The sequence below is a fragment of the Cupriavidus nantongensis genome (assembly GCF_001598055.1).
In the GTDB taxonomy this organism is placed as follows: Bacteria; Pseudomonadota; Gammaproteobacteria; order Burkholderiales; family Burkholderiaceae; genus Cupriavidus; species Cupriavidus nantongensis.
Window position 1 is genome coordinate 2,168,257 of record NZ_CP014844.1, and the last position, 22,494, is coordinate 2,190,750.

The window sequence follows — 22,494 nt, forward strand, 5'->3', positions numbered from 1 at the left end:
CGGCAGTTCCCTCATCGGCGCGGCGGCCTCCAGACTGCCCCAGCACACCCCCGGAACCCCGGAGTCCGGCGCCACGCCGCTGCCCTGATGGGATGGCAGCCGGCCGGCGCCAGGCCATGGCTTGCACGGCACGGGCGATCCCGTGCAGCCACGCCGTTTCGCCGCCGATCGCCTGAATGACGGAGCCGCCGCGGCCGACCCTGCCGCCAGCTACCGCAGTTGGAGATTGCAATGCACAGGAATCTTGCCTACACCCTCGTTGCCGCTGCCGCACTTGCCGCCGGCCTGAGCCAGCCGGCCAGCGCCGGTGCCTATGGCGAAGCGCTGGCCGCTGCCATGCCGCGCCACGCCGCGCAGCGCGATGCGTTTACCGAGGGCGCGCGCAGTCCGGACGCAGAGACCGCGCTGCTGCCCGTGGTGGCGCGCGGCAACCTTTCCGTGTGCCGGGTGCGCGGCTTCGACGCGAGCCAGGACGGCATGCGCAAGCCGGACCCCTATACGGATGGCGCGCGCATGGGCCGCTTCGACGTCTTTACCGAGGGCGCGCGCGTCCCCGCTCGTGACCCGTATGTCGACGGCGCGCGCAGCGATGCGCGCGGCAGCGGGGAATGCCTGTCCTGAACCCACGGCGGCGCTTTTGCGCCGCTCCTCCTTTGCCTAAGCTAGGGAAGTCACGCGGCGCGCCCGCATGGCGGCCGCGGCCCGCGGTCGCCGGCCGGCAGCTCCTGCCCGCGCGGCCCCGACATGCCGATGTTCAAGCAGCAGATCCGCCTGTGCACCAGCCGCGATGGCGTGCGGCTGGCCTATGCCGTCACCGGCAGCGGCGCGCCGCTGGTCAAGGCGGCCAACTGGATGAGCCATCTGGAGTTCGACGTCGGCAGCCCGGTGTGGAGCCACATGATCACGGCGCTGTCCGACACGCATACGCTGATCCGCTATGACGAGCGCGGCTGCGGACTGTCCGACCGCGACATCGAGGACCTGTCCTTCGACGCCTGGCTGCGCGATCTCGAAACCATCGTCGACGCCACCGGCGTCGACCATTTCCCGCTGCTGGGTATCTCGCAGGGCGCATCGATCGCCGTGGCCTACGCGGTCGCGCATCCGCAGCGGGTCAGCCACCTGGTGCTGCACGGCGGCTACGCGCGCGGGCGCCTGAAGCGCGACCACCTGAGCCAGCGCCTGCTGGAAGAGGCCGAGCTGATGAACAAGCTGGCCGAACTGGGCTGGGGTCAGGAGAACCCCGCCTTCCGCCAGTTTTTCACCACCCAGTTCATTCCCGGCGGCACCGCCGAGCAGCATGCCTGGTTCAACGAACTCGAGCGGGTGTCGACCTCGCCGCTGAACGCCGCGCGCTTCATGCGCGTGTTCAACGACATCGACGTGGTGGCGCTGCTGCCGCGCGTATCGTGCCCGACGCTGGTGCTGCACGCGGTGCGCGACGCGCGCGTGCCGTTCGATGAAGGCCGCCTGATTGCCAGCGAGATTCCCGGCGCGCGCTTCGTGCCCCTGGAAAGCGGCAACCACCTGCTGCTGGAGGACGAGCCGGCGTGGCGTCGCTGGCTCGACGAGGTGCGCGCGTTCCTGCCGTCGGCGCAGCCGGCACGCTCTCCCGCGTTCGCCGCGTTCACCGCGCTCACGCGCCGCGAGCGCGATATCGTCGAACTGATCGCGCAGGGGCGCGACAACGCGCAGATCGCTGCCCACCTGGACCTGTGCGAAAAGACCGTGCGCAACCATATCACCAGCATCTTCGCCAAGCTGGAAGTGGAAAACCGCGGCCAGGCCATCGTGCTGGCGCGCAAGGCCGGCTTCGATCGCGCCGGTGCCTGAGGCGCCGGCCAGCCTGCACCAGGCCCTCTTGAAATCCTCCGGCCCGGACACTAATTAAGGATTGCCCAGCCGCTGCAGCAACGCGCTGTGGCTTCCCCGCCAGCCGGCGCACCGGCGGCCGGGAAACAAGGCGTCCGTGCGCCTCCCCGCTGCACAGAAGGAGGATCCAACCATGAGTGACTTCATTTTCGGGACTGATCTGTTCAGTGAATTCGACCGGATGCAACGGCAGATGGCGAGCCTGTTCGGCGGCTTTCCGTCCAGCCTGCGCTCCGGGCGTTTCGGTGCGTTTCCGCCGCTCAATATCGGCACCACCGACGACTCCATCGAGATCGTGGTGTTTGCCCCGGGCCTGAAGGCGGAGCAGTTCGAGGTGTCGGTCGACAAGGGCCTGCTGACCATCAGCGGCGAGCGCGCCGCGACCCAGCCCGAGGGCGACGCCGAGGCGCGGCCCTATGCGCAGGAGCGCTTTGCGGGCAGCTTCCGCCGTGTGATCGAGCTGCCGCAGGCGGCCGATCCCGACAAGGTGCAGGCACGCTACGCCAACGGCTGCCTGTCGATCAGCGTCGGCAAGCGCGAGGCCTCGCGCCCGCGTGCCATCACCGTCAGCTAATGTGAGGAGGTAGCCATGACCGATTCGAATCAAGTCGTCCAGCGCGACCAGGCCAATGCGGCCGGGCAGGGTGGTGCCGTGGCGCAACGCCGCGAAGAGGCCCCGGCCCCGGCCATGACGCTGATCCCCGCCGTCGACATCTTCGAAACCGCCGCGGGCGTTACGCTTTGGGCGGACCTGCCGGGGGTGCCGCGCGAGAAGCTGGAAGTCAACGTGCACGACAGCAGCCTGCGCATCGAGGGCGAGGCGGTGCTGCCGATGCCGTCGGGCCTGCGCGTGCAGCATGCCGAGGTACGTCAGCCGCGCTATGCGCGCACGTTCACGCTGAGCCCGGACCTGGACGCGTCCGCGATCGAGGCCAACCTGCAGGATGGCGTGCTGAAGCTGACCATCCCGCGCCGCGATGAAGCGCGGCCGCGCCGGATCGAGGTCTCGGTGGGCTAAGCCTGCCCCAAGGCAAGACGGCGGTGCCTGGCACCGCCGTCTTGCTGCGCGCTCGCCGCCAGCGCTCAGCCCTGGTTGACCAGCACGCGGGCATCGCTGACATGCCCCCGGTACGCCTCGAAGATGCGGCGCAGCGCCGCTTCCATGCCGATCTTCGGGCGCCAGCCCAGTTCCTCGATGGTATTGTCGATCTTCGGTACGCGGTGCTGCACGTCCTGGTAGCCCTTGCCGTAGAAGTCGCCCGACGAGGTCTCGACGATCTGCGTGTGGCGGGCCTCCTGCGCGTATTCGGGGTAGTCGGCCGCCATCTTCAGCATCATCTCGGCGAGCTCGCGCACCGAGTGGATATTGTCCGGGTTGCCGATGTTGTAGATTTTGCCGCTGGCCACGCCGCCGGGATTCTCGATGATGCGCATCAGCGCGCTGATGCCGTCGGCGATGTCGGCGAAGGCGCGTTGCTGCGCGCCGCCGTCGACCAGCCTGATCGGTTCGCCGCGCACGATATGGCCCAGGAACTGCGTCACCACGCGCGACGAGCCTTCCTTCGATTCGAAGATCGAGTCCAGCCCCGCGCCGATCCAGTTGAACGGGCGGAACAGCGTGTAGTTCAGGCCCTGCTCCATGCCATAGGCGTGGATCACGCGGTCCATCAGCTGCTTGGAGCAGGCGTAGATCCAGCGCGGCTTGTTGATCGGGCCGTAGACCAGCGGCGAGGCTTCGGGGTCGAACTCCTCGTCGCTGCACATGCCGTAGACCTCGGACGTTGACGGGAACACCAGGTGCTTGCGGTACTTGACCGCGGCGCGCACGATCGGCAGGTTGGCCTCGAAGTCCAGCTCGAATACGCGCAGCGGCTGGCGCACGTAGGTGGCGGGGGTGGCGATGGCGACCAGCGGCAGCACCACGTCGCACTTGCGGATGTTGTACTCGATCCACTCCTTGTTGATGGTGATGTCGCCCTCGAAGAAATGCATGCGCGGGTGGTCGACCAGGTCGCCCAGGCGGTCCGTGTTCATGTCCATGCCGTAGACCTCCCACGGCGTGGTTTCCAGGATGCGGCGCGTCAGGTGGTGGCCGATGAAGCCGTTGACGCCGAGAATCAGTACTTTCTTGACTTGCATGCGTTAAAGGGTGGCAGGGGAATCGGAAACAGGCTGGCGCGCCTGGCGCTCGCCGGCGAAGGCAAAGTTGGACACCGCGACGCGGCGCCAGTCGCGCGCGATGACATGCATCGGCACGCGCGCGCTCAGTGCGGCATACGCTTGCGGCGATAGCAGCGCGACCGCGCGCGGACCATGCTGCCAGGCGTCGACGAAGGCCTCGACGGTCGGCAGCCATTTTTGCGGCTCCTGCGCGGCGCCGAAGGCCAGCTCGTCGGCCTGCGCCACCATGGTCAGCGGATGGCGCAGGTAGAACGGCAGCGTGTGGTCAAGCATGCCGACGCCATACAGCGGCATGTCCGGGCGCAGCACGCGCGAGATCGGCGCGGCCAGGTCGATGCCGGAGGCCGACCGGCCGATGGCTTCGTGGCCGAGCAGCGCGACCGAAAATGCCAGCAGCATGCCGAACGCATAGCCCGTGACACTGGCCATGCGGCCGTGGCGCCGCAGCAACCACAAGGCCGCGGCGGCACTTGCGATCACCAGCGCGCAAGCCAGCGCGGCCCAGATCGCGTAGTGGCGGTACAGCGCATTGGGGGTGTTGTTGGCGTCGAGCGTGGCCACGACCGGGCTCGCCAGCAGGCCGATGGCGCCCAGCACCAGCATGGCGCGCACTTGCCGGGTCCAGGCATGGTTGCCGGTGTGCGCCAGCGCCACGCCGCCAAGGATGCCGAGCGCGGGGAACATCGGCACGATGTAGCCCGGCAGCTTGGAACCCGACAGGCTGAAGAACACAAAGATGGCCAGCGCCCACAGGGCCGCCATCAGCGCGGGCTGGAACGGCGGGTTGGGGCCGGCCGCGTGGGCCACGCCGGCGCGCTGCATGACGGCGCGCACCATGCCCGGCAGCAGGCCCAGCCATGGCAGGAAGCCGCCAACCAGCAGCGGCACGAAATACCACGGCGCGCCGGTGCGCGCATGCACGGTCGAGGTATAGCGCTGCCAGTGCTCATGGATAAAGAAGAAGTGCAGGAATTCCGGGTTGCGCCGCGCCACCAGCCAGTACCACGGCAGTGCCACCAGCAGCATCAGCGCGATCCCGGCCGCCGCATGCAGGCGCCGCCACAGGGCCAGGTCGCGCGTGACGGCGGTGTAGAGCACCAGCACCAGCCCGGGCAGCGCCACGCCGACCAGCCCCTTGGTCAGCACCGCTACGCCCATGGCCGCCCAGCACGCCAGCATCCAGCGGCGGCGCGCGGCAGGCGTCGCCGCGGGATGCTGCGCCAGCAGCAGGCTGGCCAGCACGCACGCCATGGCGCCGGACAACGTCATGTCGAGCGTGTTGAAATGCGCCGCGACATTCCACATCGGCGCGCTGGCGAGCACCAGTCCGGCCGTCACGCCGGCGCGCGTGCCGAACCAGCGTGCGGCGGCCAGCATCGAGAGCCCCAGCCCCGCCGCACCGGCCAGCGCCACGCACAGCCGCGCCTGCCAGTCGCCGATGCCGAACAGCGCATACGACAGCGCCGTCATCCACATGTGGAACGGCGGTTTCTCGAAGTACTTCAGGCCGTCGTAGCGGATCGTGATCCAGTCGCCGCTGCCCAGCATCTCGCGCGCGATCTCGGCATAGCGGCCTTCATCGGGGCCCAGCAGGTGGCGCAGGCCGAGCGTGCCGAACCACAGCAGCGCAAAGGCCAGCACCACCAGCATCGGGATCCGTGCCGGCATGCCGTCGATGCGTGTGGCGGCACGGGAGACGATAAGCCCGGGCTCGGCGGCAAGGCGATCGGAACGGTGCGGCATGCGGGGCGGCTCGGAATGGGCGGAAAATCGGGCGCGGGCAGGCGCGGGCAGGCCGGCGCGGGCGGAGCATGTCCACGCCGGCGCGGCGCGCCGCGTTGTACGGACAGGCGCCTGAAAGGTGTGCCGAGCATAATTCGCCAACCTTAACGGCACATTAAGCGGACGCGCTTTTTGCCATCCGCTGCCGTGATACCTCCAGGCCACTCCAGAGCATGAGACTCCTTATCGTTGAAGACGACCCGATGCTGGGCGACGGTCTGCGCCGCGGCCTGCAGCTGCTCGACTACGCGGTCGACTGGTTCCGCAACGGCACCGATGCCGACCACGCGCTCGCGCTGGCCCACTACGATGCCGTGGTGCTCGACCTGGGCCTGCCCGGCGACGACGGCATGACGCTGCTGGCGCGCTGGCGCGCGCACGGCAGCCGCATCCCGGTGATCGTGCTGACCGCGCGCGATGCCGTCGACAGCCGCATCGGCGGGCTCGATGCCGGTGCCGACGACTACCTGGTCAAGCCGGTCGCGCTCGACGAGCTGGCGGCGCGGCTGCGCGCGGTCACGCGCCGCGCGGCGGGCATGTCGGCGCCGGTATGGCAGCACGGCGCGCTGACCTTCCACCCGGCCGCGCGCCAGGCCTACTGGCAGGGACAGCCGGTCGAGCTGACCAGCCGCGAAGCCATGCTGCTGGAGCTGCTGCTGGCGCATCCCAACCGGCTGCTGACGCGCGAGGTGCTGCGCGACAAGCTCTATGACTGGCAGGGCGGCATCGAGAGCAACGCGCTCGAAGTCCATATCCACCACCTGCGCCGCAAGATCCATCCGAAGATCGTGCGCACCTTCCGCGGCGCCGGCTACACGCTGGGCGCGGCCGAGGACTGCGCATGACGCTGCAGCGCAGGCTGGTGCTGGCGGTGCTGGTGGCCGCGCCGGTGGTATGGCTGTTGACGCTGGGCATGACCTACGTACGCGCCCGGCACGAGATCAACGAACTCTATGACACCGACATGGTGCGCATGGCGCTGCAGATGCAGTCGGTGGTGCCGCTGGTCGACATCGGCGCCGGCCTGTCCCGTGCGCGCGTGCCCCGGCTGGATGAGGGCGACCTGGGCGATGCCGGCCTGGGCGACCTCGCCATCGCCGCGTGGCTGCCCGACGGCAAGCCGCTGCATATCGATCCCGACGGCGACAAGCTGCCGCGCGCCGAAGGCGTCAAGGGCTTTACCGACGTCACGCTGGAGAAGCAGCGCTGGCGGCTCTATTACCTCGACGATGCCGATACCGGCTGGCGCGTATGCGTGGGCCAGCAGCTGGGCGAGCGCAACGAGTTGATCCTGTCCTACATCGCCGCGCAGGTGCTGCCGTGGGCGGTGGGCCTGCCGCTGCTGATCGGCCTGCTGATCGGTTTCATGCGGCGTGCGATGGCGCCGGTGCGCACGCTGTCGGCGGATATCGAGGCGCGCGCCGCGGACGATCGCCGTCCGCTCAGCCTTGATGCCGTGCCTGGCGAACTGGTGCCGCTGGTGCACGCGATGAACCGGCTGCTGGCGCGCGTTTCCGATTCGATCGAGCATGAGCGGCGCCTGACCGCCGATGCCGCGCACGAGATGCGCACGCCGCTGGCCGCGCTCAAGGCGCAATGGGAAATCGCCGAGCGCTCGCCCGACCGCGACGAACGCGCGCTGGCGCGGGCCAATGTCGCCGCCGGCATCGACCGCATCGGCCGGCTGGTGTCGCAGCTGCTGACGCTGAGCCGGCTCGAGGACGCCGCCGCGCTGCCGTCGCGCCAGCCGGTCAACTGGGTGCCGGTGGCGCAGCAGGCGCTGTCCGATTGCCTGGCGCTGGCGCAGCGGAAGCAGGTCGACGTGGAACTGGCCTGGCCGTCGCACGACCAGTCGCCTTTGCCCGTGGCGGGCGACCCCGCACTGCTGTCGCTGCTGCTGCGCAACCTGCTCGACAACGCCATCCGCTACAGCCCGCCGGGCGCGCTGGTGCTGGTCGAGTTCCGGCCCGACAGCATCACCGTGCGCGACCAGGGCCCGGGCGTCGCGCCGGAACTGCTGGCGCGCCTCGGCGACCGCTTCTTCCGCGGCGCCGGGCAGCACGAGCAGGGCCACGGCCTGGGCATTTCCATCGCACGGCGGGTGGCGCGGCTGCATGGGCTGGAGATGGCGTTTGCCAACCGCGCCGACGCCAACGGCGGACCCGGCAAAGGCCTGGACGTACGCATCGTCCAAGGCGTCTGAAAGGACAACGCCCCGCACGGCTTCCCGTGCGGGGCGTTGTGTCCCAAGCAGCCGCGCTCAGCGCTTGAGCTTGGCGAAGGCAGCGGCCATGGCGCCGGCCGGCTCCGGCTCGCGGCGGCCGCCGCCGAAGCCCTTGGCGCCGCCGTTGCGCTGGCCGCCGCGGTCACCACCGCGGTCACCACCACCGGCGCGCGTCGCGGCCTGGCCGGGCTCGTCGTCGAGCCGCATCGACAGGCCGATGCGGTTGCGCTTGACGTCGACCTCCATCACCTTGACCTTGACGATCTGGCCGGCCTTGACCACTTCGTGCGCGTCCTTGACGAACTTGTTCGACAGCGCCGAGATATGCACCAGGCCGTCCTGGTGCACGCCGATATCGACAAACGCGCCGAACGCGGCGACGTTGGTGACCACGCCTTCGAGCACCATGCCGGGCTGCAGGTCCTTGACGTCCTCCACGCCTTCCTGGAAGGTCGCGGTCTTGAATTCCGGGCGCGGGTCGCGGCCCGGCTTTTCCAGTTCGGACAGGATGTCGCGCACGGTGGGCAGGCCGAACGCATCGTCGGTGAACTTTTCCGGCGCCAGGCCGCGCAGCGCTTCGCGGTTGCCCATCACATCGCGCAGGCCCTTCTTGACGTGGTCGAGGATGCGCTGCACCACCGGATACGCTTCCGGGTGCACCGACGAGCGGTCGAGCGGATTGTCGCCGTCGTTGATGCGCAGGAATCCGGCGGCCTGCTCGAAGGTCTTGTCGCCCAGGCGCGGCACCTGCTTCAGCGCATTGCGGTTGGCGAAGGCGCCGTTGGCGTCGCGGAACTCGACGATATTGCGCGCCAGCACCGAATTCAGGCCCGACACGCGCGCCAGCAGCGGCGCCGAGGCGGTGTTGACGTCGACGCCGACGGCGTTGACGCAGTCCTCGACCACCGCGTCGAGCGCGCGCGCCAGTTCGCGCTGGTTGACGTCGTGCTGGTACTGGCCCACGCCGATCGACTTGGGATCGATCTTGACCAGCTCGGCGAGCGGATCCTGCAGCCGGCGCGCGATCGACACCGCCCCGCGCAGCGACACATCCAGGTCAGGGAATTCCTTGGCGGCCAGTTCGGACGCCGAGTAGACCGAGGCGCCGGCTTCGCTGACCACGATCTTGGTCAGCTTGAGCTCGGGCATCTGCTTGATCAGGTCCTGCACCAGCTTGTCGGTCTCGCGGCTGGCGGTGCCGTTGCCGATCGAGACCAGCGCCACGCCGTGCTGCCTTGCCAGGCGCGCCAGCACGGCCAGCGAGCCGTTCCAGTCGCGGCGCGGCTCGTGCGGATAGATGGTGGCGGTCTCCAGCAGCTTGCCGGTGCTGTCGACCACCGCCACCTTGCAGCCGGTGCGGATGCCGGGGTCGATGCCCATCACCGCCTTGGGACCGGCCGGTGCCGCCAGCAGCAGCTCATGCAGGTTGCGGCCGAACACCTTGATGGCCTCGCTTTCGGCGGTCTCACGCAGCTGCGTCAGCAGCTCGGTCTCCAGGTGCGGCTGCACCTTGACGCGCCAGCACCAGCGGCACACGTCGCCCAGCCACTTGTCGGCGGGGCGGCCCAGCTGCTGGATGCCGACATGGCGCGCGATCATGCCTTCGCACGGGTGCGGCACCATCGCGTCCTGCTCTTCGCCCAGCCCCAGCTTGATCATCAGCACGCCGGCATTGCGCCCGCGGAACAGTGCCAGCGCGCGATGCGACGGCACCGTGCGCAGGGTCTCGCTGTAGTTGTAGTAGTCGCGGAATTTCTCTTCTTCCGCGGTTTCCTTGCCTTCCATCACCGTGGAGGCGACCACGCCGTGGTTCCACAGGTGCTCGCGCAGCTTGCCCAGCAGCTCGGCGGTTTCGCCGAACTGCTCCGACAGGATGTCGCGCGCGCCGTCCAGCGCGGCCTTGACGTCGGGCACGCCGCCGTCGGCGGTGGGATTGCCGTTGACGTACTTCGCCGCCTCGGCCTGCGGGTCGAGCGTGGGATCGGCCAGCAACGCCAGCGCCAGCGGCTCGAGCCCGCATTCGCGCGCGATCTGGGCGCGGGTGCGGCGCTTGGGCTTGTAGGGCAGGTAGAGGTCTTCCAGCGCCTGCTTGGTTTGCGCGGCTTCGATCGCGGCCTGCAGCTCGGGCGTGAGCTTGCCTTGCTCCTCGATCGACGCCAGGATCGCGGCGCGGCGGTCTTCCATGTCGCGCAGGTACAGCAGGCGCTCTTCGAGGTTGCGCAGCTGCGTGTCGTCGAGGTTGCCGGTCACTTCCTTGCGGTAGCGGGCGATAAAGGGGACGGTCGCGCCTTCATCGAGCAGCGCCACGGCCGCGGCCACCTGGCGGGGCTGCACGGACAGTTCGGCCGCGATGAGCGCGACGATCTTTTGCGAGACGGATGCGGGCAGGTTGGACATCGTGGAACGCAGCGTGAGACGCAGTCAGTCGAAAGCGGGGCATTTTGCCACAAGCGCGCAGGCCTCCGGCGGGGCCGGCGGCGCGGCGCTTGCGGGAGGCGTTGCGCGCACGTGCGCGGGTGCCGGCAGGCAGGCCCGTGAGCGGCCCGGATGCTAGAATCCGGACATGATCGTCAAGTCCCGCCCGGCCGCCGACCAGGCCACCCATCCGGCCATGCCAACCATCGCCAACGTGCCCGAATTCACCTTGTTCCGCCGCGGCGCCCTGGCTGCCGCAGCCGTGGCGGCCTGCGCCGCGCTGATGCCGCTGCGCGCGGCACAGGCGCAGGTGCAGGCGCAGGCTTCGGCGCCCGCGGCCACGCCTGCACCTGCCGCGGTGCGCGACTTTGCCGCCGAGCGCAAGGCCATCGGCGATTCGCGCGCGTGGACCAACTACCGCTTTGCCGCCGCCGAGCGCGAGTGCTACAGCAAGTTCTTCGTCACCCGCTGCATCGACAACGCCAAGGAAATCCAGCGCGAGGAGCTGCAGGTGCTGCGCAAGCGCGAACTGGAAGTGGGCGAGGCCGAACGCGCCCACCGCGCCGCCGAGCGCGACCGCGAACAGGCCCTGCGCCGCGCCGAGTTCGAGGCCAGCCAGCCGCAGCGCGCCGCCAGCGAGCAATCCAGCCGCGAGGCATACGAGAAGAAGCAGCAGGAACTGCAGCTGCGCGACGCGCAGCGCCAGGCCGAGGCCCCGCAGCGCGCCGCCAACGCGCAGGCCTACGAGCAGAAGCAGTCCGACTTCGACGCCCGCATGCGCGAGGCGCAGCATAAGGGCGCGCAACAGGCCCGCCAGCGCGAGGAGAACGTGAAGGCATACGAAGCCAAGCAGCGCGACCTCGAACAGCGCCAGAAGGCGCTGGAAGAGCGGCGCGCCAAGGCCCGGGAGCAGCAACAGGGTCCGGCGTCGGCGCCGCGTCCGTTCGGCTTCTGAGCCCCGGCACCGTGATGGCAGCGGAGGCATAGATGGACAGCAACCTCAATACCCTGGAACGGCGCATCATGGAGCTGCAGATCGAGCACCGCGATCTCGACTACCTGATCGACCGGCTGGCCGGCGATGCGCTCCACGACGAATTGCAGCTGCGCCGGCTGAAGAAGCGCCGGCTCAAGCTGAAGGACGCCATCACGCTGCTGCAGCTGCAGCTCGAACCCGACGTGCCGGCCTGAGCGCCGACGCGCCCCGGGCGCGGCGATGGCCGGCAAGCGCTGCCGGTTAGCCGCAGCCCATACAACATTCCCCACCTTGTCCGATCTTCCCGATTCCCGCCAGTTGTCCCTGGACAGCGACCCGAGCGACCCCAGCGACCCCAGCGACCCCGGCGAGGCCGCGGCGCCCGCCCATGCCGCGCAGGCCGATGCCGCCGCCAGCCGCGGCGCCGAGCTTGCCACCATCTTTGCCGATACCGGTACGCTGGCGCAGGCCATTCCCGGCTACCGCCCGCGCGCGTCGCAGCACAAGATGGCCGAGGCCGTCGCCGGCGCGATCGCGCAGAACGATTCCGTCATCGTCGAGGCCGGCACCGGCACCGGCAAGACCTACGCCTACCTGGTGCCCGCGATGCTGTGGGGCGGCAAGGTGATCCTGTCGACCGGCACCAAGAACCTGCAGGACCAGCTGTTCCTGCGCGACATCCCGACCGTGCGCCACGCGCTCAACGTGCCGGTCTCGGTGGCGCTGCTCAAGGGGCGCGCCAACTACGTCTGCCACTACCACCTGGAGCGCGCGCAGGCCGGCGGGCGCCTGGCCTCGCGCCAGGATGCAGCGTGGCTGCGCGAGATCGGGCGCTTTATCAAGGAAACCTCGACCGGCGACAAGGCGGAACTGGCGTCGGTGCCGGAGAACGCCCCGGTGTGGCAGATGGTGACCTCCACGCGCGACAACTGCCTCGGTTCGGAATGCCCGTACTACAAGGACTGCTTCGTGATGCGCGCGCGCAAGGAAGCGCAGCAGGCCGACGTGGTGGTGGTCAACCACCACCTGTTCTTTGCCGACGTGGTGCTGCGCGACACCGGCATGGCCGAGCTGCTGCCCGCCGCCAACACCGTGATCTTCGACGAGGCGCACCAGCTGCCCGAGACCGCGACGCTGTTCTTCGGCGAGACCCTGTCGACCAGCCAGCTGCTCGAGATCGCGCGCGACACCGTGGCCGAAGGCCTGTCGCACGCACGCGATGCGGTCGACTGGGTCGCGCTGGGCGCGCCGCTGGAACGCGCCGCGCGCGACCTGCGCCTGGCCTTCGGCAAGGACAACGCACGCCTGGCGCTGGGGCAGATCGAGGCCGACCGCCGCATCGCCGAACCCTTCAACGAGACCCTCGATGCGCTCGACGCGGCGCTGTCCGACTTCGTCGAGATGCTCGAAAGCCAGGCCGAGCGCGCCGAATCGCTGCAGCAATGCCACCGCCGCGCGCTGGAACTGGCCAACAAGCTGGCCGCCTGGCGCACCGATGCCCCCGCTGCACCGGCGCCACAGCCACAGGAGGGCGAGGAGCAGGGAGAGGCCGCGGCGGCGACCGGCCCGGAAACCGTGCGCTGGGTCGAGGTGTTCTCGCACACCGTGCAGCTGCACCGCACGCCGCTGTCGATCGCGCCGATCTTCACGCGCCAGCGCGGCGGCCAGCCGCGCGCGTGGGTGTTCACCTCGGCGACGCTGTCGGTGAAGGGCAATTTCACCCACTACGCTGCGCAGCTGGGCCTCGACAAGGAACGCTCGCTGACGCTGCCGAGCCCGTTCGATTACGCCAAGCAGGGCCTGCTGTACGTGCCGCGCGACATGCCCGCGCCGCAGTCGCCGCAGTTCACCGATGCGGTGGTGCAGGCCGCGCTGCCGCTGATCGAGGCCGCCGGCGGGCGCACCTTCCTGCTGTGCACCACGCTGCGCGCGGTGCAGCGCGCCTCGGACCTGCTCTACGATGCCTTTGCCGAACGCGGGCTGAACCTGCCGCTGCTGGTGCAGGGCCAGGCCAGCCGCACCGAACTGCTGGACCGCTTCCGCGAGCTGGGCAATGCGGTGCTGGTCGGCAGCCAGAGCTTCTGGGAAGGCGTGGACGTGCGCGGCGAGGCGCTGTCGCTGGTGATCATCGACAAGCTGCCGTTCGCGCCGCCCGACGATCCGGTGCTGGCCGCGCGCATGGAAGTGCTGCAGAAGAAGGGCCTGAGCCCGTTTGCCGTGCACCAGCTGCCGCATGCGGTGATCACGCTCAAGCAGGGCGCGGGGCGGCTGATCCGTTCCGAATCGGACCGCGGCGTGCTGGCGATCTTCGATACGCGCCTGGTCGAGAAGCCCTACGGGCGCCAGATCTGGCAGAGTCTGCCGCCGTTCACACGCACGCGCGAAGCCGCCACGGTGGTGCGCTTCCTCGAGTCGCTGCGCGGTGCGCCCGCCGGGCAGCAGGACGAAACCGACGCCGGGGATCCGTCGGCCGACTGATCACGACGGACCGCGGGCAAAAGAAAAACGGGACGGTCATCCGACACGTCCCGTTTTTTTATCGCTGCTTGCGCGGCGGCGTCAGAACACTTCCCGTCAGAACACTTCCCACCAGGACTTGTCCTTGCGGCGCGCGCCGTACTTGATGAAGTCGCTCTCCGGGAAGTTCTTCTCCATCACGCGCGCGGTGTCGTCGCGCAGGTCCTTCATGCCCATCGCGTCGTACGAGCGGATCATGATGTACAGCGCCTCTTCGTTGGCCGGCGCGCCGTCGTAGTCCTTCAGCGACTGCTGGGCGCGGTTGACCGCCGCCAGGTAGGCGCCGCGCCGGAAGTAATAGCGCGCGGCGTGCACTTCATGCTGGGCCAGCGAGTTGACGATGTACTGCATGCGCAGCGTGGCGTCGGGCGTGTACTTGCTTTCCGGGTAGCGCGTGATCAGCGTATGGAAGGCATCGTAGGCGGCGCGCGCGGCCTTGGGATCGCGCTCGCTCAGGTCCTGGCCCGAGAAGCGGCCCAGCCAGCCGAGGTTGTCGTTGAAGTTGATCAGCCCCTTCAGGTAGTAGGCGTAATCGATGGTGGGGTGGTTCGGGTGCAGCTGGATGAAGCGGTCCACCGCCGCCAGCGCGGCCGCGGTCTCGCCGTCCTTGTAGTTGGCGTAGGCGGTGTCGATCTGCGCCTGCTGCGCATAGCGTCCGAACGGATAGCGGCCCTCGAGCTTTTCATACAGCTTGACGGCGCGGGTGTAGTCGCCGCCATCCAGGGCATCCTTGGCTTCCGAATATAATTTGTTGGCCGACCAGCCAGCGGTCTCGTCGGGTTGGTCCGCGAGCAGGCCGCATGCCGACAGCATGACGCAGCCGCCTGCGAGCAGAACCGCTCCAATTGTCGTGCGCCAGCGCGCGCGTTTCATGCTCTGCAATTGCATGGGCAATCGTATCCCGGATGAAGAAAAATAGCGTCAAGCATTATAGCCCAAGCCCCCAGCCCGACCCGCAAGCCGGAGACGGCGTGGGAGGACTGCCGCCCGAACGGGTGCGCGCCGCCGCGGTGGTGGCCGATTTCGAGGCCAGCGCGGATGAGTTCGACGATGCCGTCGACGCGCCCGCAGCCGCTGTCGATGCGGCCGACGCGGCCATGACCCTGTCGCTGGAGGTGGACAGCGCCTCGCATGGCGAGCGTCTCGACAAATTGCTGGCGCGTCACTTCAGCGAGTTTTCGCGCAGCCGCCTGCAGCAGTGGATCGAAAGCGGCGCGGTGCGCGTCGACGGCCAGGTGCGTCGTCCGCGCGACGCGGTGCAGATGGGCAACCGCATCGAGGTGCAGCCGCAGGCCGCGCCGGAATCATCGGCCTTCGCGCCCGAAGACGTGCCGCTCGACGTGGTCTACGAGGACGACACCCTGCTGGTGATCAACAAGCCCGCCGGCCTCGTGGTGCATCCCGCCGCCGGCAACTGGAGCGGCACCGTGCTCAATGGCCTGCTGCATCGCGACCCCGGCGCCGCGTCGCTGCCGCGCGCGGGCATCGTGCACCGGCTCGACAAGGAAACCTCGGGGCTGATGGTGGTGGCGCGCACGCTGACCGCGCAGACCGACCTGGTGCGGCAGCTGCAGGCGCGCACGGTCAAGCGCACCTATATCGCGCTGGTGTGGGGCCGCACCTATGACGAGGGCACCATCGACGCGCCCATCGGCCGCGACCCGCGCGAGCGCACCCGCATGGCGATCGTGCAGACCGCCAGCGGCAAGCCGTCGCGCACGCATTTCCGCACGCTGGCCACGGTGCCGCTGGGGCGCGGCTTTGTGTCGATGGTGATGTGCAAGCTCGAGACCGGCCGCACCCACCAGATCCGCGTGCATTTCGAATCGATCGGCCATCCGCTGGTGGGCGACCCGGTCTATTTCCGCGCCACCCAGCGCGGCCAGCGTCCCGCGATCCGCGTGCCGCTGCCGGTGCCGTACGAGCGCCAGGCGCTGCATGCGTACAAGCTCGGCCTGGTGCATCCGGCCACCGGCAAGCATATGTCGTGGACCGCGCAGCCGCCCGAGGACCTGCAGGCGCTGATCGATGCGCTCGACTTCGAGAGCGCGCAGGCCGACGACGAGGACGAGGCCTGGGACGAAGTGTGGGAAGGCGGCAAAGCGCACTGGGAATACGCCGGCGATGACGACGACGACGGTGACGGCGATGAGCGCGACGCCTGATCCCGCCTGGCTGGTGCCGGACTGGCCCGCGCCGGCGCGCGTGCGCGCGCTGTCTACCACGCGCCAGGGCGGGGTCAGCCAGGGTCCGTACGGGCTGGCCGGCGGCATGCCGGGCGGCCTGAACCTGGGCACCCATGTTGGCGACGATGCGGCCGACGTCGCGCGCAACCGCGCGCGGCTGGCCGCGTGCCTGCCATCGATGCCGCAATGGCTGGAACAGGTGCATGGCTGCGCGGTCGCGACGGTTGACCATGTGGCCGCACCGGGCGATCCCGTGCCGCAGGCCGATGCGAGCCTGGCAATCACGCCGGGCCACGTGTGCGCCGTGATGACAGCCGACTGCCTGCCGGTGCTGCTGTGCGATGCACAGGGGACGGTGGTGGGCGCCGCGCATGCGGGCTGGCGCGGCCTGTGCAATGGCGTGATCGAGGCCACGCTGGCGCGGATGCAGGCGGCCGCCGGCGGCGCTGCCACGCGCTGGCTGGCATGGCTGGGTCCGGCGATCGGGCCCGATGCGTTCGAGGTCGGCGCCGAGGTGCGCGAGGCTTTCCTTGCGCAGGCGCGCCCGCACGAACACGCCGCGGTGGCCGCGGCGTTCCGCGCCGGCGCATCGGGAACATCGGGCAAGTACTTTGCCGACATCTATGCGCTGGCGCGCACGCGCCTGGCCCGCGCGGGCTGTGTCGACATCCACGGCGGCAATGCCTGCACCGTTGCCGATGCCGAACGCTTCTACTCCTACCGGCGCGATGGCGTGACCGGCCGCATGGCCAGCCTGGTCTGGCTGGCCGACTGAGCCGTCGCGGCCTTACTCGTCCGCGCGCTTCGCGGCCTCGCCGGGCACGGCGTTCTTCTGCAGCGCGCGTTCGGCCTCGGCCCTGCGCCGGCGCCGGCCGGGCGTGCCCATGATGTAAAGCACCAGCGCGACCGGCGCGGCCCCATACATCAGGAAGGTGGCGACCCCCGCCACCACGTTGTGCTCGGCGATCGCCATCATCAGCGCCACGTAGAGCCAGCCAATGGCCACGATGTACATCAGAATTTCATCCTTCTCGACTATGCTCGATGGCCTCGGCAGGTGCGTGTGCTGCATTACCGTCCGGTAGGTCGGGCAGCGCGCGGCGCCGGGGCGGATTTCCGCATTGACAGCGCGCGCGTTGCAAGGCAACAATGGCCTCGAATGTCTCGGAATCGCTGACGATTCCCAGGTTTTTCCGGCAAGCATAACGCATGGCGCAGGCAACCGAGGAACCGCGCCCGCCGGATAAAAGGGAGCCGCTATCGGAATGGATGCAAGCCCTGGCCGCAGCTTGTGCGGCCCGGGGTTCCAGACCAGTTCCAGGGCAGATGTGCCGGCTGACCCCTCCCGCCTGGGAAGGGCTGGAGCCGGGTCCATTCGGATAGCATCTCCCCATGCATAGTGCCGGCCAGGGCAATGCCCGGAGCCGGTTCGAATAGTGACGGCAGAGAGACAAAACTGATCATGGCGACCGGCAAAGGTGCGGCAGCTTCCACGCAGGAAGGCAAGTCCCAACCACCCAAGTTCACGCCGGGGCCATTCGATCCAGCCACCTGGCTGGAATGGTCCCGCCAGTGGCAGGGCACTGAAGGCAACGGCCACGCGGCCGCATCCGGCATGATGGCCGGCATCCCGGCCCTCGATTCGCTGGCAGGCGTCAAGATCGCGCCGGCCCAGCTGGCCGACATCCAGCAGCGCTACATGAAGGACTTCGCCGCGCTGTGGCAGGCGCTGGCCGAGGGCAAGCCCGAAGGCACCGGGCCGCTGCACGACCGCCGCTTTGCCGGCGACGCCTGGCGCAACAACGTGCCGTACCGTTACGCCGCCGCTTTCTACCTGCTCAACGCCCGCGCGCTGACCGAGCTTGCCGATGCGGTCGAGGCCGATGCCAAGACGCGCCAGCGCATCCGCTTCGCGATCTCGCAGTGGGTCGACGCGATGTCGCCCGCCAACTTCCTCGCCACCAATCCCGAAGCGCAGCGCCTGCTGATCGAATCGGGCGGCGAATCGCTGCGCGCCGGCGTGCGCAACATGATGGAAGACCTGACGCGGGGCAAGATCTCGCAGACCGACGAGACCGCGTTCGAAGTGGGCCGCAATGTCGCCGTGACCGAAGGCGCGGTGGTCTACGAAAACGAATACTTCCAGCTGCTGCAGTACAAGCCGCTCACCGCCAAGGTCCATGCGCGCCCGCTGCTGATGGTGCCGCCCTGCATCAACAAGTACTACATCCTTGACCTGCAGCCCGAAAGCTCGCTGGTGCGGCACACGGTGGAGCAGGGCCATACGGTCTTCCTGGTGTCGTGGCGCAATCCCGATGCCAGCATGGCGTCGCGCACCTGGGACGACTACATCGAGCACGCCGCCATCCGCGCCATCGAAGTCGCGCGCGACATCAGCGGCGAGGACCAGATCAACGTGCTCGGCTTCTGCGTCGGCGGCACCATCATTTCGACCGCGCTCGCGGTGCTGGCCGCGCGCGGCGAGCATCCGGCCGCGAGCCTGACGCTGCTGACCACGCTGCTGGACTTTGCCGACACCGGCATCCTCGACGTCTTCGTCGACGAGGGCCACGTGCAGTTGCGCGAAGCCACGCTGGGCGGCGGTGCCGGCGCGCCGTGCGCGCTGCTGCGCGGGCTGGAGCTGGCCAACACCTTCTCGTTCCTGCGCCCGAACGACCTGGTGTGGAACTACGTGGTCGACAACTACCTGAAGGGCAACACCCCGGTGCCGTTCGACCTGCTGTTCTGGAACGGCGACGCGACCAACCTGCCGGGGCCGTGGTACTGCTGGTACCTGCGCCACACCTACCTGCAGAACGAGCTGAAGGTGCCCGGCAAGCTGACCGTATGCAATGCGCCGGTTGACCTGGGCAGCATCGACGTGCCGACCTACCTCTACGGCTCGCGCGAGGACCATATCGTGCCGTGGACCGCGGCCTATGCCTCGACCGCGCTGCTGAAGAACAAGCTGCGCTTCGTGCTGGGCGCGTCCGGCCATATCGCCGGCGTGATCAATCCGCCGGCAAAGAAAAAGCGCAGCCACTGGACCAACGACGCCTTGCCGGCGTCGCCGCAGCAGTGGCTGGCCGGCGCCACCGAGCACTCCGGCAGCTGGTGGCCGGACTGGTCGGCATGGCTGGCGAGCCATGCCGGCGCCAGGCGCGCCGCGCCTGCGCAGTACGGCAATGCGCGCTACCCTGCGATCGAACCCGCGCCTGGGCGATACGTCAAAGCCAAGGCTTGATGCCCGCGCGCCCGCCGGCGTGCGCCCAGCGCGGGCGCCGGCGGACCGCGGGTCCCTGTTTCCATTGAGAGGACTACACCATGACTGACGTTGTCATCGTATCCGCGGCCCGTACCGCGGTAGGCAAATTTGGCGGCTCGCTGGCGAAGATTCCGGCGCCGGAACTGGGTGCCGTGGTGATCAAGGCCGCGCTCGAGCGTGCCGGCATCCAGCCGGACCAGGTCAGCGAAGTGATCATGGGCCAGGTGCTGACCGCCGGCTCGGGCCAGAACCCGGCGCGCCAGGCTTCGATCAAGGCCGGCCTGCCGGCGATGGTGCCGGCCATGACCATCAACAAGGTGTGCGGCTCGGGCCTGAAGGCCGTGATGATGGCGGCCAACGCCATCATGGCGGGCGACGCCGAGATCGTGGTCGCCGGCGGCCAGGAAAACATGAGCGCCGCGCCGCACGTGCTGCCGGGCTCGCGCGACGGCTTCCGCATGGGCGACGCCAAGCTGGTCGACACCATGATCGTCGACGGCCTGTGGGACGTGTACAACCAGTACCACATGGGCATCACCGCCGAAAACGTGGCCAAGGAATACGGCATCACGCGCGAAGCGCAGGATGAGTTCGCGGTGGGCTCGCAGAACAAGGCCGAGGCCGCGCAGAAGGCCGGCAAGTTCGACGAAGAGATCGTGCCGGTGCTGATCCCGCAGCGCAAGGGCGACCCGGTGGCGTTCAAGACTGACGAGTTCGTGCGCCACGGCGCCACGCTCGACAGCATGGCCGGCCTCAAGCCCGCCTTCGACAAGGCCGGCACGGTGACCGCGGCCAACGCCTCGGGCCTGAACGACGGCGCCGCCGCGGTGGTGGTGATGTCGGCCGCCAAGGCCAAGGAGCTGGGCCTGACCCCGCTCGCGACCATCAAGAGCTACGCCAACGCGGGCGTGGACCCGAAGGTGATGGGCATGGGCCCGGTGCCGGCGTCCAAGCGCGCGCTGTCGCGCGCCGGCTGGACCCCGCAGGACCTGGACCTGATGGAAATCAACGAGGCCTTCGCCGCGCAGGCGCTGGCGGTGCACCAGCAGATGGGCTGGGATACCTCCAAGGTCAACGTCAACGGCGGCGCCATCGCCATCGGCCACCCGATCGGCGCGTCGGGCTGCCGTATCCTGGTGACGCTGCTGCACGAAATGAAGCGCCGCGATGCCAGGAAGGGCCTGGCGTCGCTGTGCATCGGCGGCGGCATGGGCGTGGCGCTGGCGGTCGAGCGCAATTAAGAAGGGGTGCGCCGGGCGCGCGCATGGCGCGGCCCGGCGGCAAATAACGAAAAGCCAATCAAGGAGTGGACATGACTCAGCGCATTGCGTATGTGACCGGCGGCATGGGTGGTATCGGCACCGCCATCTGCCAGCGGCTGGCCAGGGATGGCTTTCGCGTGGTGGCCGGCTGCGGCCCCAACTCGCCGCGCCGTGAAAAATGGCTGGAGCAGCAGAAGGCCCTGGGCTTCGACTTCGTCGCCTCCGAAGGCAACGTGGCCGACTGGGACTCGACCAAGGCGGCCTTCGACAAGGTCAAGGCCGAGGTCGGCGAAGTCGATGTGCTGATCAACAATGCCGGTATCACGCGCGACGTGGTGTTCCGCAAGATGACCCGCGCCGACTGGGATGCGGTGATCGACACCAACCTGACCTCGCTGTTCAACGTCACCAAGCAGGTGATCGACGGCATGGCCGACCGCGGCTGGGGCCGCATCGTCAATATCTCGTCGGTGAACGGGCAGAAGGGCCAGTTCGGCCAGACCAACTACTCCACCGCCAAGGCCGGCCTGCACGGCTTCACCATGGCGCTGGCGCAGGAAGTTGCGACCAAGGGCGTGACGGTGAACACGGTGTCGCCGGGCTATATCGCCACCGACATGGTCAAGGCCATCCGCCAGGATGTGCTCGACAAGATCGTCGGCACGATCCCGGTGAAGCGCCTGGGCGAGCCGGAAGAGATCGCCTCGATCTGCGCCTGGCTGGCGTCGGAGGAGTCCGGCTTCTCGACCGGCGCCGACTTCTCGCTCAACGGCGGCCTGCACATGGGCTGACCTGGTGCTCAGCCAGCCCGCGCCGGCGGCCGCGTTTTGCGGTGCAGCCAGCGCGGCGCACAAGGCGGCGGAGCCTGCGTTCCGTCGCCGCTTGCGCGGGCCGTGATGGCCCGCGAATCATTTCCGGGTGCGCGGAATCGGCGCCGCGGCGCGTCGGTCTACCGGGTTTTCCTTAAGCCCGTTCGCTTTTCTTAGTGCTTTGTTGGGCATAGAATCAGGGCAGCGGCGCCGCCGGCACCATAGTCGTGCAGCATGGCCCTCGCGGGGGCGAGACGGCAAGGCCGCGGCGCGCAGCCATGCGCGGACAGCAGCAAGACGGCCGGCACGATAACAGCAGATGGCGCGGGCGGTACCGATTTGCGCACTGCACCCCATGCGGTGCAGCAGCGCGCAAACAGCGACGACACAAGGACAGAGCACCGATGGCCACGACCAAAAAAGGCGCAGAGCGACTGATCAAAAAGTATCCCAACCGCAGGCTCTACGATACCCAGACCAGCACCTACATCACCCTGGCCGACGTCAAGCAGCTGGTGATGGACTCCGAGGACTTCAAGGTCGTCGACGCCAAGTCCGGTGACGAACTGACGCGCAGCATCCTGCTGCAGATCATTCTGGAAGAAGAGACCGGCGGCGTGCCGATGTTCTCCAGCGCGATGCTGTCGCAGATCATCCGCTTCTACGGCCACGCCATGCAGGGCATGATGGGCACCTACCTGGAAAAGAATATCCAGGCCTTCATCGACATCCAGAACAAGCTGGCCGAGAACTCCAAGGGCCTGTATTCCGGCGAAGCATTCAGCCCCGACATGTGGTCGCAGTTCATGAACATGCAAGGCCCGATGATGCAGGGCATGATGAGCAACTACATCGAGCAGAGCAAGAACCTGTTCGTGCAGATGCAGGAGCAGATGCAGAACCAGGCCAAGAACATGTTCGGCACGTTCCCGTTCAACCAGCCGGACAAGAAGTAGCAACAAGCGGCGGGCCGGGCGCCCGCCGCGCATCCCCTCCCGGGCCGGC

General features: G+C 68.8%; 20 protein-coding genes. 15 read left to right on the forward strand and 5 right to left on the reverse strand.

The window, feature by feature from the left end; all coding sequences use genetic code 11:
- Nucleotides 1-231: 231 nt before the first annotated feature.
- The 4 genes from A2G96_RS10180 to A2G96_RS10195 all read left to right on the forward strand — a co-directional run bounded on the left by A2G96_RS10180 (nt 232) and on the right by A2G96_RS10195 (nt 2,890).
- Nucleotides 232-621 (forward strand): hypothetical protein, encoded by a 390-nt coding sequence (locus A2G96_RS10180; protein WP_062798943.1) that lies wholly within the window; start codon nt 232-234, stop codon nt 619-621.
- Nucleotides 622-744: 123 nt separating this feature from the next.
- Nucleotides 745-1,833 carry an alpha/beta fold hydrolase gene (locus A2G96_RS10185; protein ID WP_062798945.1) on the forward strand — a complete coding sequence of 363 codons (1,089 nt, stop codon included), beginning with the start codon at nt 745-747 and terminating at the stop codon, nt 1,831-1,833.
- 172 nt (nt 1,834-2,005) lie between these two features.
- A complete protein-coding gene (locus A2G96_RS10190; RefSeq protein WP_026163953.1) occupies nt 2,006-2,446 on the forward strand; it encodes an Hsp20/alpha crystallin family protein in 441 nt (146 codons plus the stop codon).
- 15 nt (nt 2,447-2,461) lie between these two features.
- Nucleotides 2,462-2,890 (forward strand): Hsp20/alpha crystallin family protein, encoded by a 429-nt coding sequence (locus A2G96_RS10195; RefSeq protein ID WP_062798947.1) that lies wholly within the window; start codon nt 2,462-2,464, stop codon nt 2,888-2,890.
- Nucleotides 2,891-2,955: 65 nt separating this feature from the next.
- Here the strand turns inward: A2G96_RS10195 and A2G96_RS10200 are convergent, their stop codons facing one another.
- Both A2G96_RS10200 and A2G96_RS10205 read right to left on the reverse strand, forming a co-directional pair.
- Nucleotides 2,956-4,011 (reverse strand): bifunctional UDP-4-keto-pentose/UDP-xylose synthase, encoded by a 1,056-nt coding sequence (locus A2G96_RS10200; RefSeq protein WP_062798949.1) that lies wholly within the window; start codon nt 4,009-4,011, stop codon nt 2,956-2,958.
- A 3-nt stretch (nt 4,012-4,014) separates the two neighbouring features.
- Nucleotides 4,015-5,796 (reverse strand): glycosyltransferase family 39 protein, encoded by a 1,782-nt coding sequence (locus A2G96_RS10205; protein WP_062798951.1) that lies wholly within the window; start codon nt 5,794-5,796, stop codon nt 4,015-4,017.
- A 212-nt stretch (nt 5,797-6,008) separates the two neighbouring features.
- Here A2G96_RS10205 and A2G96_RS10210 point away from each other — a divergent pair, with 212 nt between their 5' ends.
- Together A2G96_RS10210 and A2G96_RS10215 are read left to right on the forward strand one after the other, a co-directional pair.
- Nucleotides 6,009-6,680, forward strand: coding sequence for a response regulator (locus A2G96_RS10210; RefSeq protein ID WP_062798954.1), 672 nt, complete (start codon nt 6,009-6,011; stop codon nt 6,678-6,680).
- The gene (locus tag A2G96_RS10215; protein ID WP_062798957.1) at nt 6,677-8,038 is read left to right on the forward strand and encodes an ATP-binding protein; all 1,362 of its coding nucleotides are present in this window, start codon (nt 6,677-6,679) and stop codon (nt 8,036-8,038) included. The genes A2G96_RS10210 and A2G96_RS10215 overlap by 4 nt, the downstream gene beginning before the upstream one ends.
- 57 nt (nt 8,039-8,095) lie before the next feature.
- On the opposite strand, the gene A2G96_RS10220 is transcribed toward A2G96_RS10215, so the two are convergent.
- On the reverse strand, nt 8,096-10,456 hold the full coding sequence (locus tag A2G96_RS10220) for a Tex family protein (protein ID WP_062798960.1): 2,361 nt from the start codon (nt 10,454-10,456) through the stop codon (nt 8,096-8,098).
- A gap of 166 nt (nt 10,457-10,622) precedes the next feature.
- On the opposite strand from A2G96_RS10220, the gene A2G96_RS10225 reads away from it, so the two are divergent.
- The 3 genes from A2G96_RS10225 (at nt 10,623) to A2G96_RS10235 (ending at nt 13,928) form a co-directional block, all read left to right on the forward strand.
- Complete coding sequence (locus tag A2G96_RS10225) at nt 10,623-11,429, forward strand: hypothetical protein (protein WP_062798963.1); 807 nt, start codon at nt 10,623-10,625, stop codon at nt 11,427-11,429.
- A 32-nt stretch (nt 11,430-11,461) separates the two neighbouring features.
- Nucleotides 11,462-11,665 (forward strand): DUF465 domain-containing protein, encoded by a 204-nt coding sequence (locus A2G96_RS10230; RefSeq protein ID WP_062798964.1) that lies wholly within the window; start codon nt 11,462-11,464, stop codon nt 11,663-11,665.
- A gap of 76 nt (nt 11,666-11,741) precedes the next feature.
- Nucleotides 11,742-13,928, forward strand: coding sequence for a DNA repair helicase YoaA (locus A2G96_RS10235; RefSeq protein WP_062798966.1), 2,187 nt, complete (start codon nt 11,742-11,744; stop codon nt 13,926-13,928).
- A 96-nt stretch (nt 13,929-14,024) separates the two neighbouring features.
- Here the strand turns inward: A2G96_RS10235 and A2G96_RS10240 are convergent, their stop codons facing one another.
- On the reverse strand, nt 14,025-14,855 hold the full coding sequence (locus tag A2G96_RS10240; protein ID WP_082818907.1) for an outer membrane protein assembly factor BamD: 831 nt from the start codon (nt 14,853-14,855) through the stop codon (nt 14,025-14,027).
- A gap of 17 nt (nt 14,856-14,872) precedes the next feature.
- Between A2G96_RS10240 and A2G96_RS10245 the strand changes: the two genes are divergently transcribed.
- Together A2G96_RS10245 and pgeF are read left to right on the forward strand one after the other, a co-directional pair.
- Nucleotides 14,873-16,132, forward strand: coding sequence for an RluA family pseudouridine synthase (locus A2G96_RS10245; RefSeq protein ID WP_062798970.1), 1,260 nt, complete (start codon nt 14,873-14,875; stop codon nt 16,130-16,132).
- Nucleotides 16,116-16,928, forward strand: coding sequence for a peptidoglycan editing factor PgeF (gene pgeF / locus A2G96_RS10250; RefSeq protein WP_062798972.1), 813 nt, complete (start codon nt 16,116-16,118; stop codon nt 16,926-16,928). Before A2G96_RS10245 ends, pgeF begins: the two co-directional genes overlap by 17 nt.
- 12 nt (nt 16,929-16,940) lie before the next feature.
- On the opposite strand, the gene A2G96_RS10255 is transcribed toward pgeF, so the two are convergent.
- Entirely contained in the window at nt 16,941-17,168 is a 228-nt protein-coding gene (locus tag A2G96_RS10255; RefSeq protein WP_062798974.1) for a hypothetical protein, read from the reverse strand.
- A gap of 447 nt (nt 17,169-17,615) precedes the next feature.
- On the opposite strand from A2G96_RS10255, the gene phaC reads away from it, so the two are divergent.
- The 4 genes from phaC to phaR all read left to right on the forward strand — a co-directional run bounded on the left by phaC (nt 17,616) and on the right by phaR (nt 22,445).
- Nucleotides 17,616-19,397 (forward strand): class I poly(R)-hydroxyalkanoic acid synthase, encoded by a 1,782-nt coding sequence (gene phaC / locus A2G96_RS10260; protein ID WP_062798976.1) that lies wholly within the window; start codon nt 17,616-17,618, stop codon nt 19,395-19,397.
- Nucleotides 19,398-19,477: 80 nt separating this feature from the next.
- Nucleotides 19,478-20,659 carry an acetyl-CoA C-acetyltransferase gene (locus tag A2G96_RS10265; protein ID WP_062798979.1) on the forward strand — a complete coding sequence of 394 codons (1,182 nt, stop codon included), beginning with the start codon at nt 19,478-19,480 and terminating at the stop codon, nt 20,657-20,659.
- A 71-nt stretch (nt 20,660-20,730) separates the two neighbouring features.
- Nucleotides 20,731-21,471 (forward strand): 3-ketoacyl-ACP reductase, encoded by a 741-nt coding sequence (locus tag A2G96_RS10270; RefSeq protein ID WP_012352634.1) that lies wholly within the window; start codon nt 20,731-20,733, stop codon nt 21,469-21,471.
- Nucleotides 21,472-21,893: 422 nt separating this feature from the next.
- Nucleotides 21,894-22,445 (forward strand): polyhydroxyalkanoate synthesis repressor PhaR, encoded by a 552-nt coding sequence (gene phaR / locus A2G96_RS10275; RefSeq protein ID WP_012352635.1) that lies wholly within the window; start codon nt 21,894-21,896, stop codon nt 22,443-22,445.
- Nucleotides 22,446-22,494 lie beyond the last annotated feature (49 nt).

Excerpts from the sequence above, each read along its gene's own strand:
- A2G96_RS10180 (WP_062798943.1), top strand. The coding sequence starts at position 232 with ATGCACAGGAATCTTGCCTACACCCTCGTTGCCGCTGCCGCACTTGCC.
- A2G96_RS10185 (WP_062798945.1), top strand. The coding sequence starts at position 745 with ATGCCGATGTTCAAGCAGCAGATCCGCCTGTGCACCAGCCGCGATGGC.
- A2G96_RS10190 (WP_026163953.1), top strand. The coding sequence starts at position 2,006 with ATGAGTGACTTCATTTTCGGGACTGATCTGTTCAGTGAATTCGACCGG.
- A2G96_RS10195 (WP_062798947.1), top strand. The coding sequence starts at position 2,462 with ATGACCGATTCGAATCAAGTCGTCCAGCGCGACCAGGCCAATGCGGCC.
- A2G96_RS10200 (WP_062798949.1), bottom strand. The coding sequence starts at position 4,011 with ATGCAAGTCAAGAAAGTACTGATTCTCGGCGTCAACGGCTTCATCGGC.
- A2G96_RS10205 (WP_062798951.1), bottom strand. The coding sequence starts at position 5,796 with ATGCCGCACCGTTCCGATCGCCTTGCCGCCGAGCCCGGGCTTATCGTC.
- A2G96_RS10210 (WP_062798954.1), top strand. The coding sequence starts at position 6,009 with ATGAGACTCCTTATCGTTGAAGACGACCCGATGCTGGGCGACGGTCTG.
- A2G96_RS10215 (WP_062798957.1), top strand. The coding sequence starts at position 6,677 with ATGACGCTGCAGCGCAGGCTGGTGCTGGCGGTGCTGGTGGCCGCGCCG.
- A2G96_RS10220 (WP_062798960.1), bottom strand. The coding sequence starts at position 10,456 with ATGTCCAACCTGCCCGCATCCGTCTCGCAAAAGATCGTCGCGCTCATC.
- A2G96_RS10225 (WP_062798963.1), top strand. The coding sequence starts at position 10,623 with ATGATCGTCAAGTCCCGCCCGGCCGCCGACCAGGCCACCCATCCGGCC.
- A2G96_RS10230 (WP_062798964.1), top strand. The coding sequence starts at position 11,462 with ATGGACAGCAACCTCAATACCCTGGAACGGCGCATCATGGAGCTGCAG.
- A2G96_RS10240 (WP_082818907.1), bottom strand. The coding sequence starts at position 14,855 with ATGCAATTGCAGAGCATGAAACGCGCGCGCTGGCGCACGACAATTGGA.
- A2G96_RS10245 (WP_062798970.1), top strand. The coding sequence starts at position 14,873 with ATGAAGAAAAATAGCGTCAAGCATTATAGCCCAAGCCCCCAGCCCGAC.
- pgeF (WP_062798972.1), top strand. The coding sequence starts at position 16,116 with ATGAGCGCGACGCCTGATCCCGCCTGGCTGGTGCCGGACTGGCCCGCG.
- A2G96_RS10255 (WP_062798974.1), bottom strand. The coding sequence starts at position 17,168 with ATGTACATCGTGGCCATTGGCTGGCTCTACGTGGCGCTGATGATGGCG.
- phaC (WP_062798976.1), top strand. The coding sequence starts at position 17,616 with ATGGCGACCGGCAAAGGTGCGGCAGCTTCCACGCAGGAAGGCAAGTCC.
- A2G96_RS10265 (WP_062798979.1), top strand. The coding sequence starts at position 19,478 with ATGACTGACGTTGTCATCGTATCCGCGGCCCGTACCGCGGTAGGCAAA.
- A2G96_RS10270 (WP_012352634.1), top strand. The coding sequence starts at position 20,731 with ATGACTCAGCGCATTGCGTATGTGACCGGCGGCATGGGTGGTATCGGC.
- phaR (WP_012352635.1), top strand. The coding sequence starts at position 21,894 with ATGGCCACGACCAAAAAAGGCGCAGAGCGACTGATCAAAAAGTATCCC.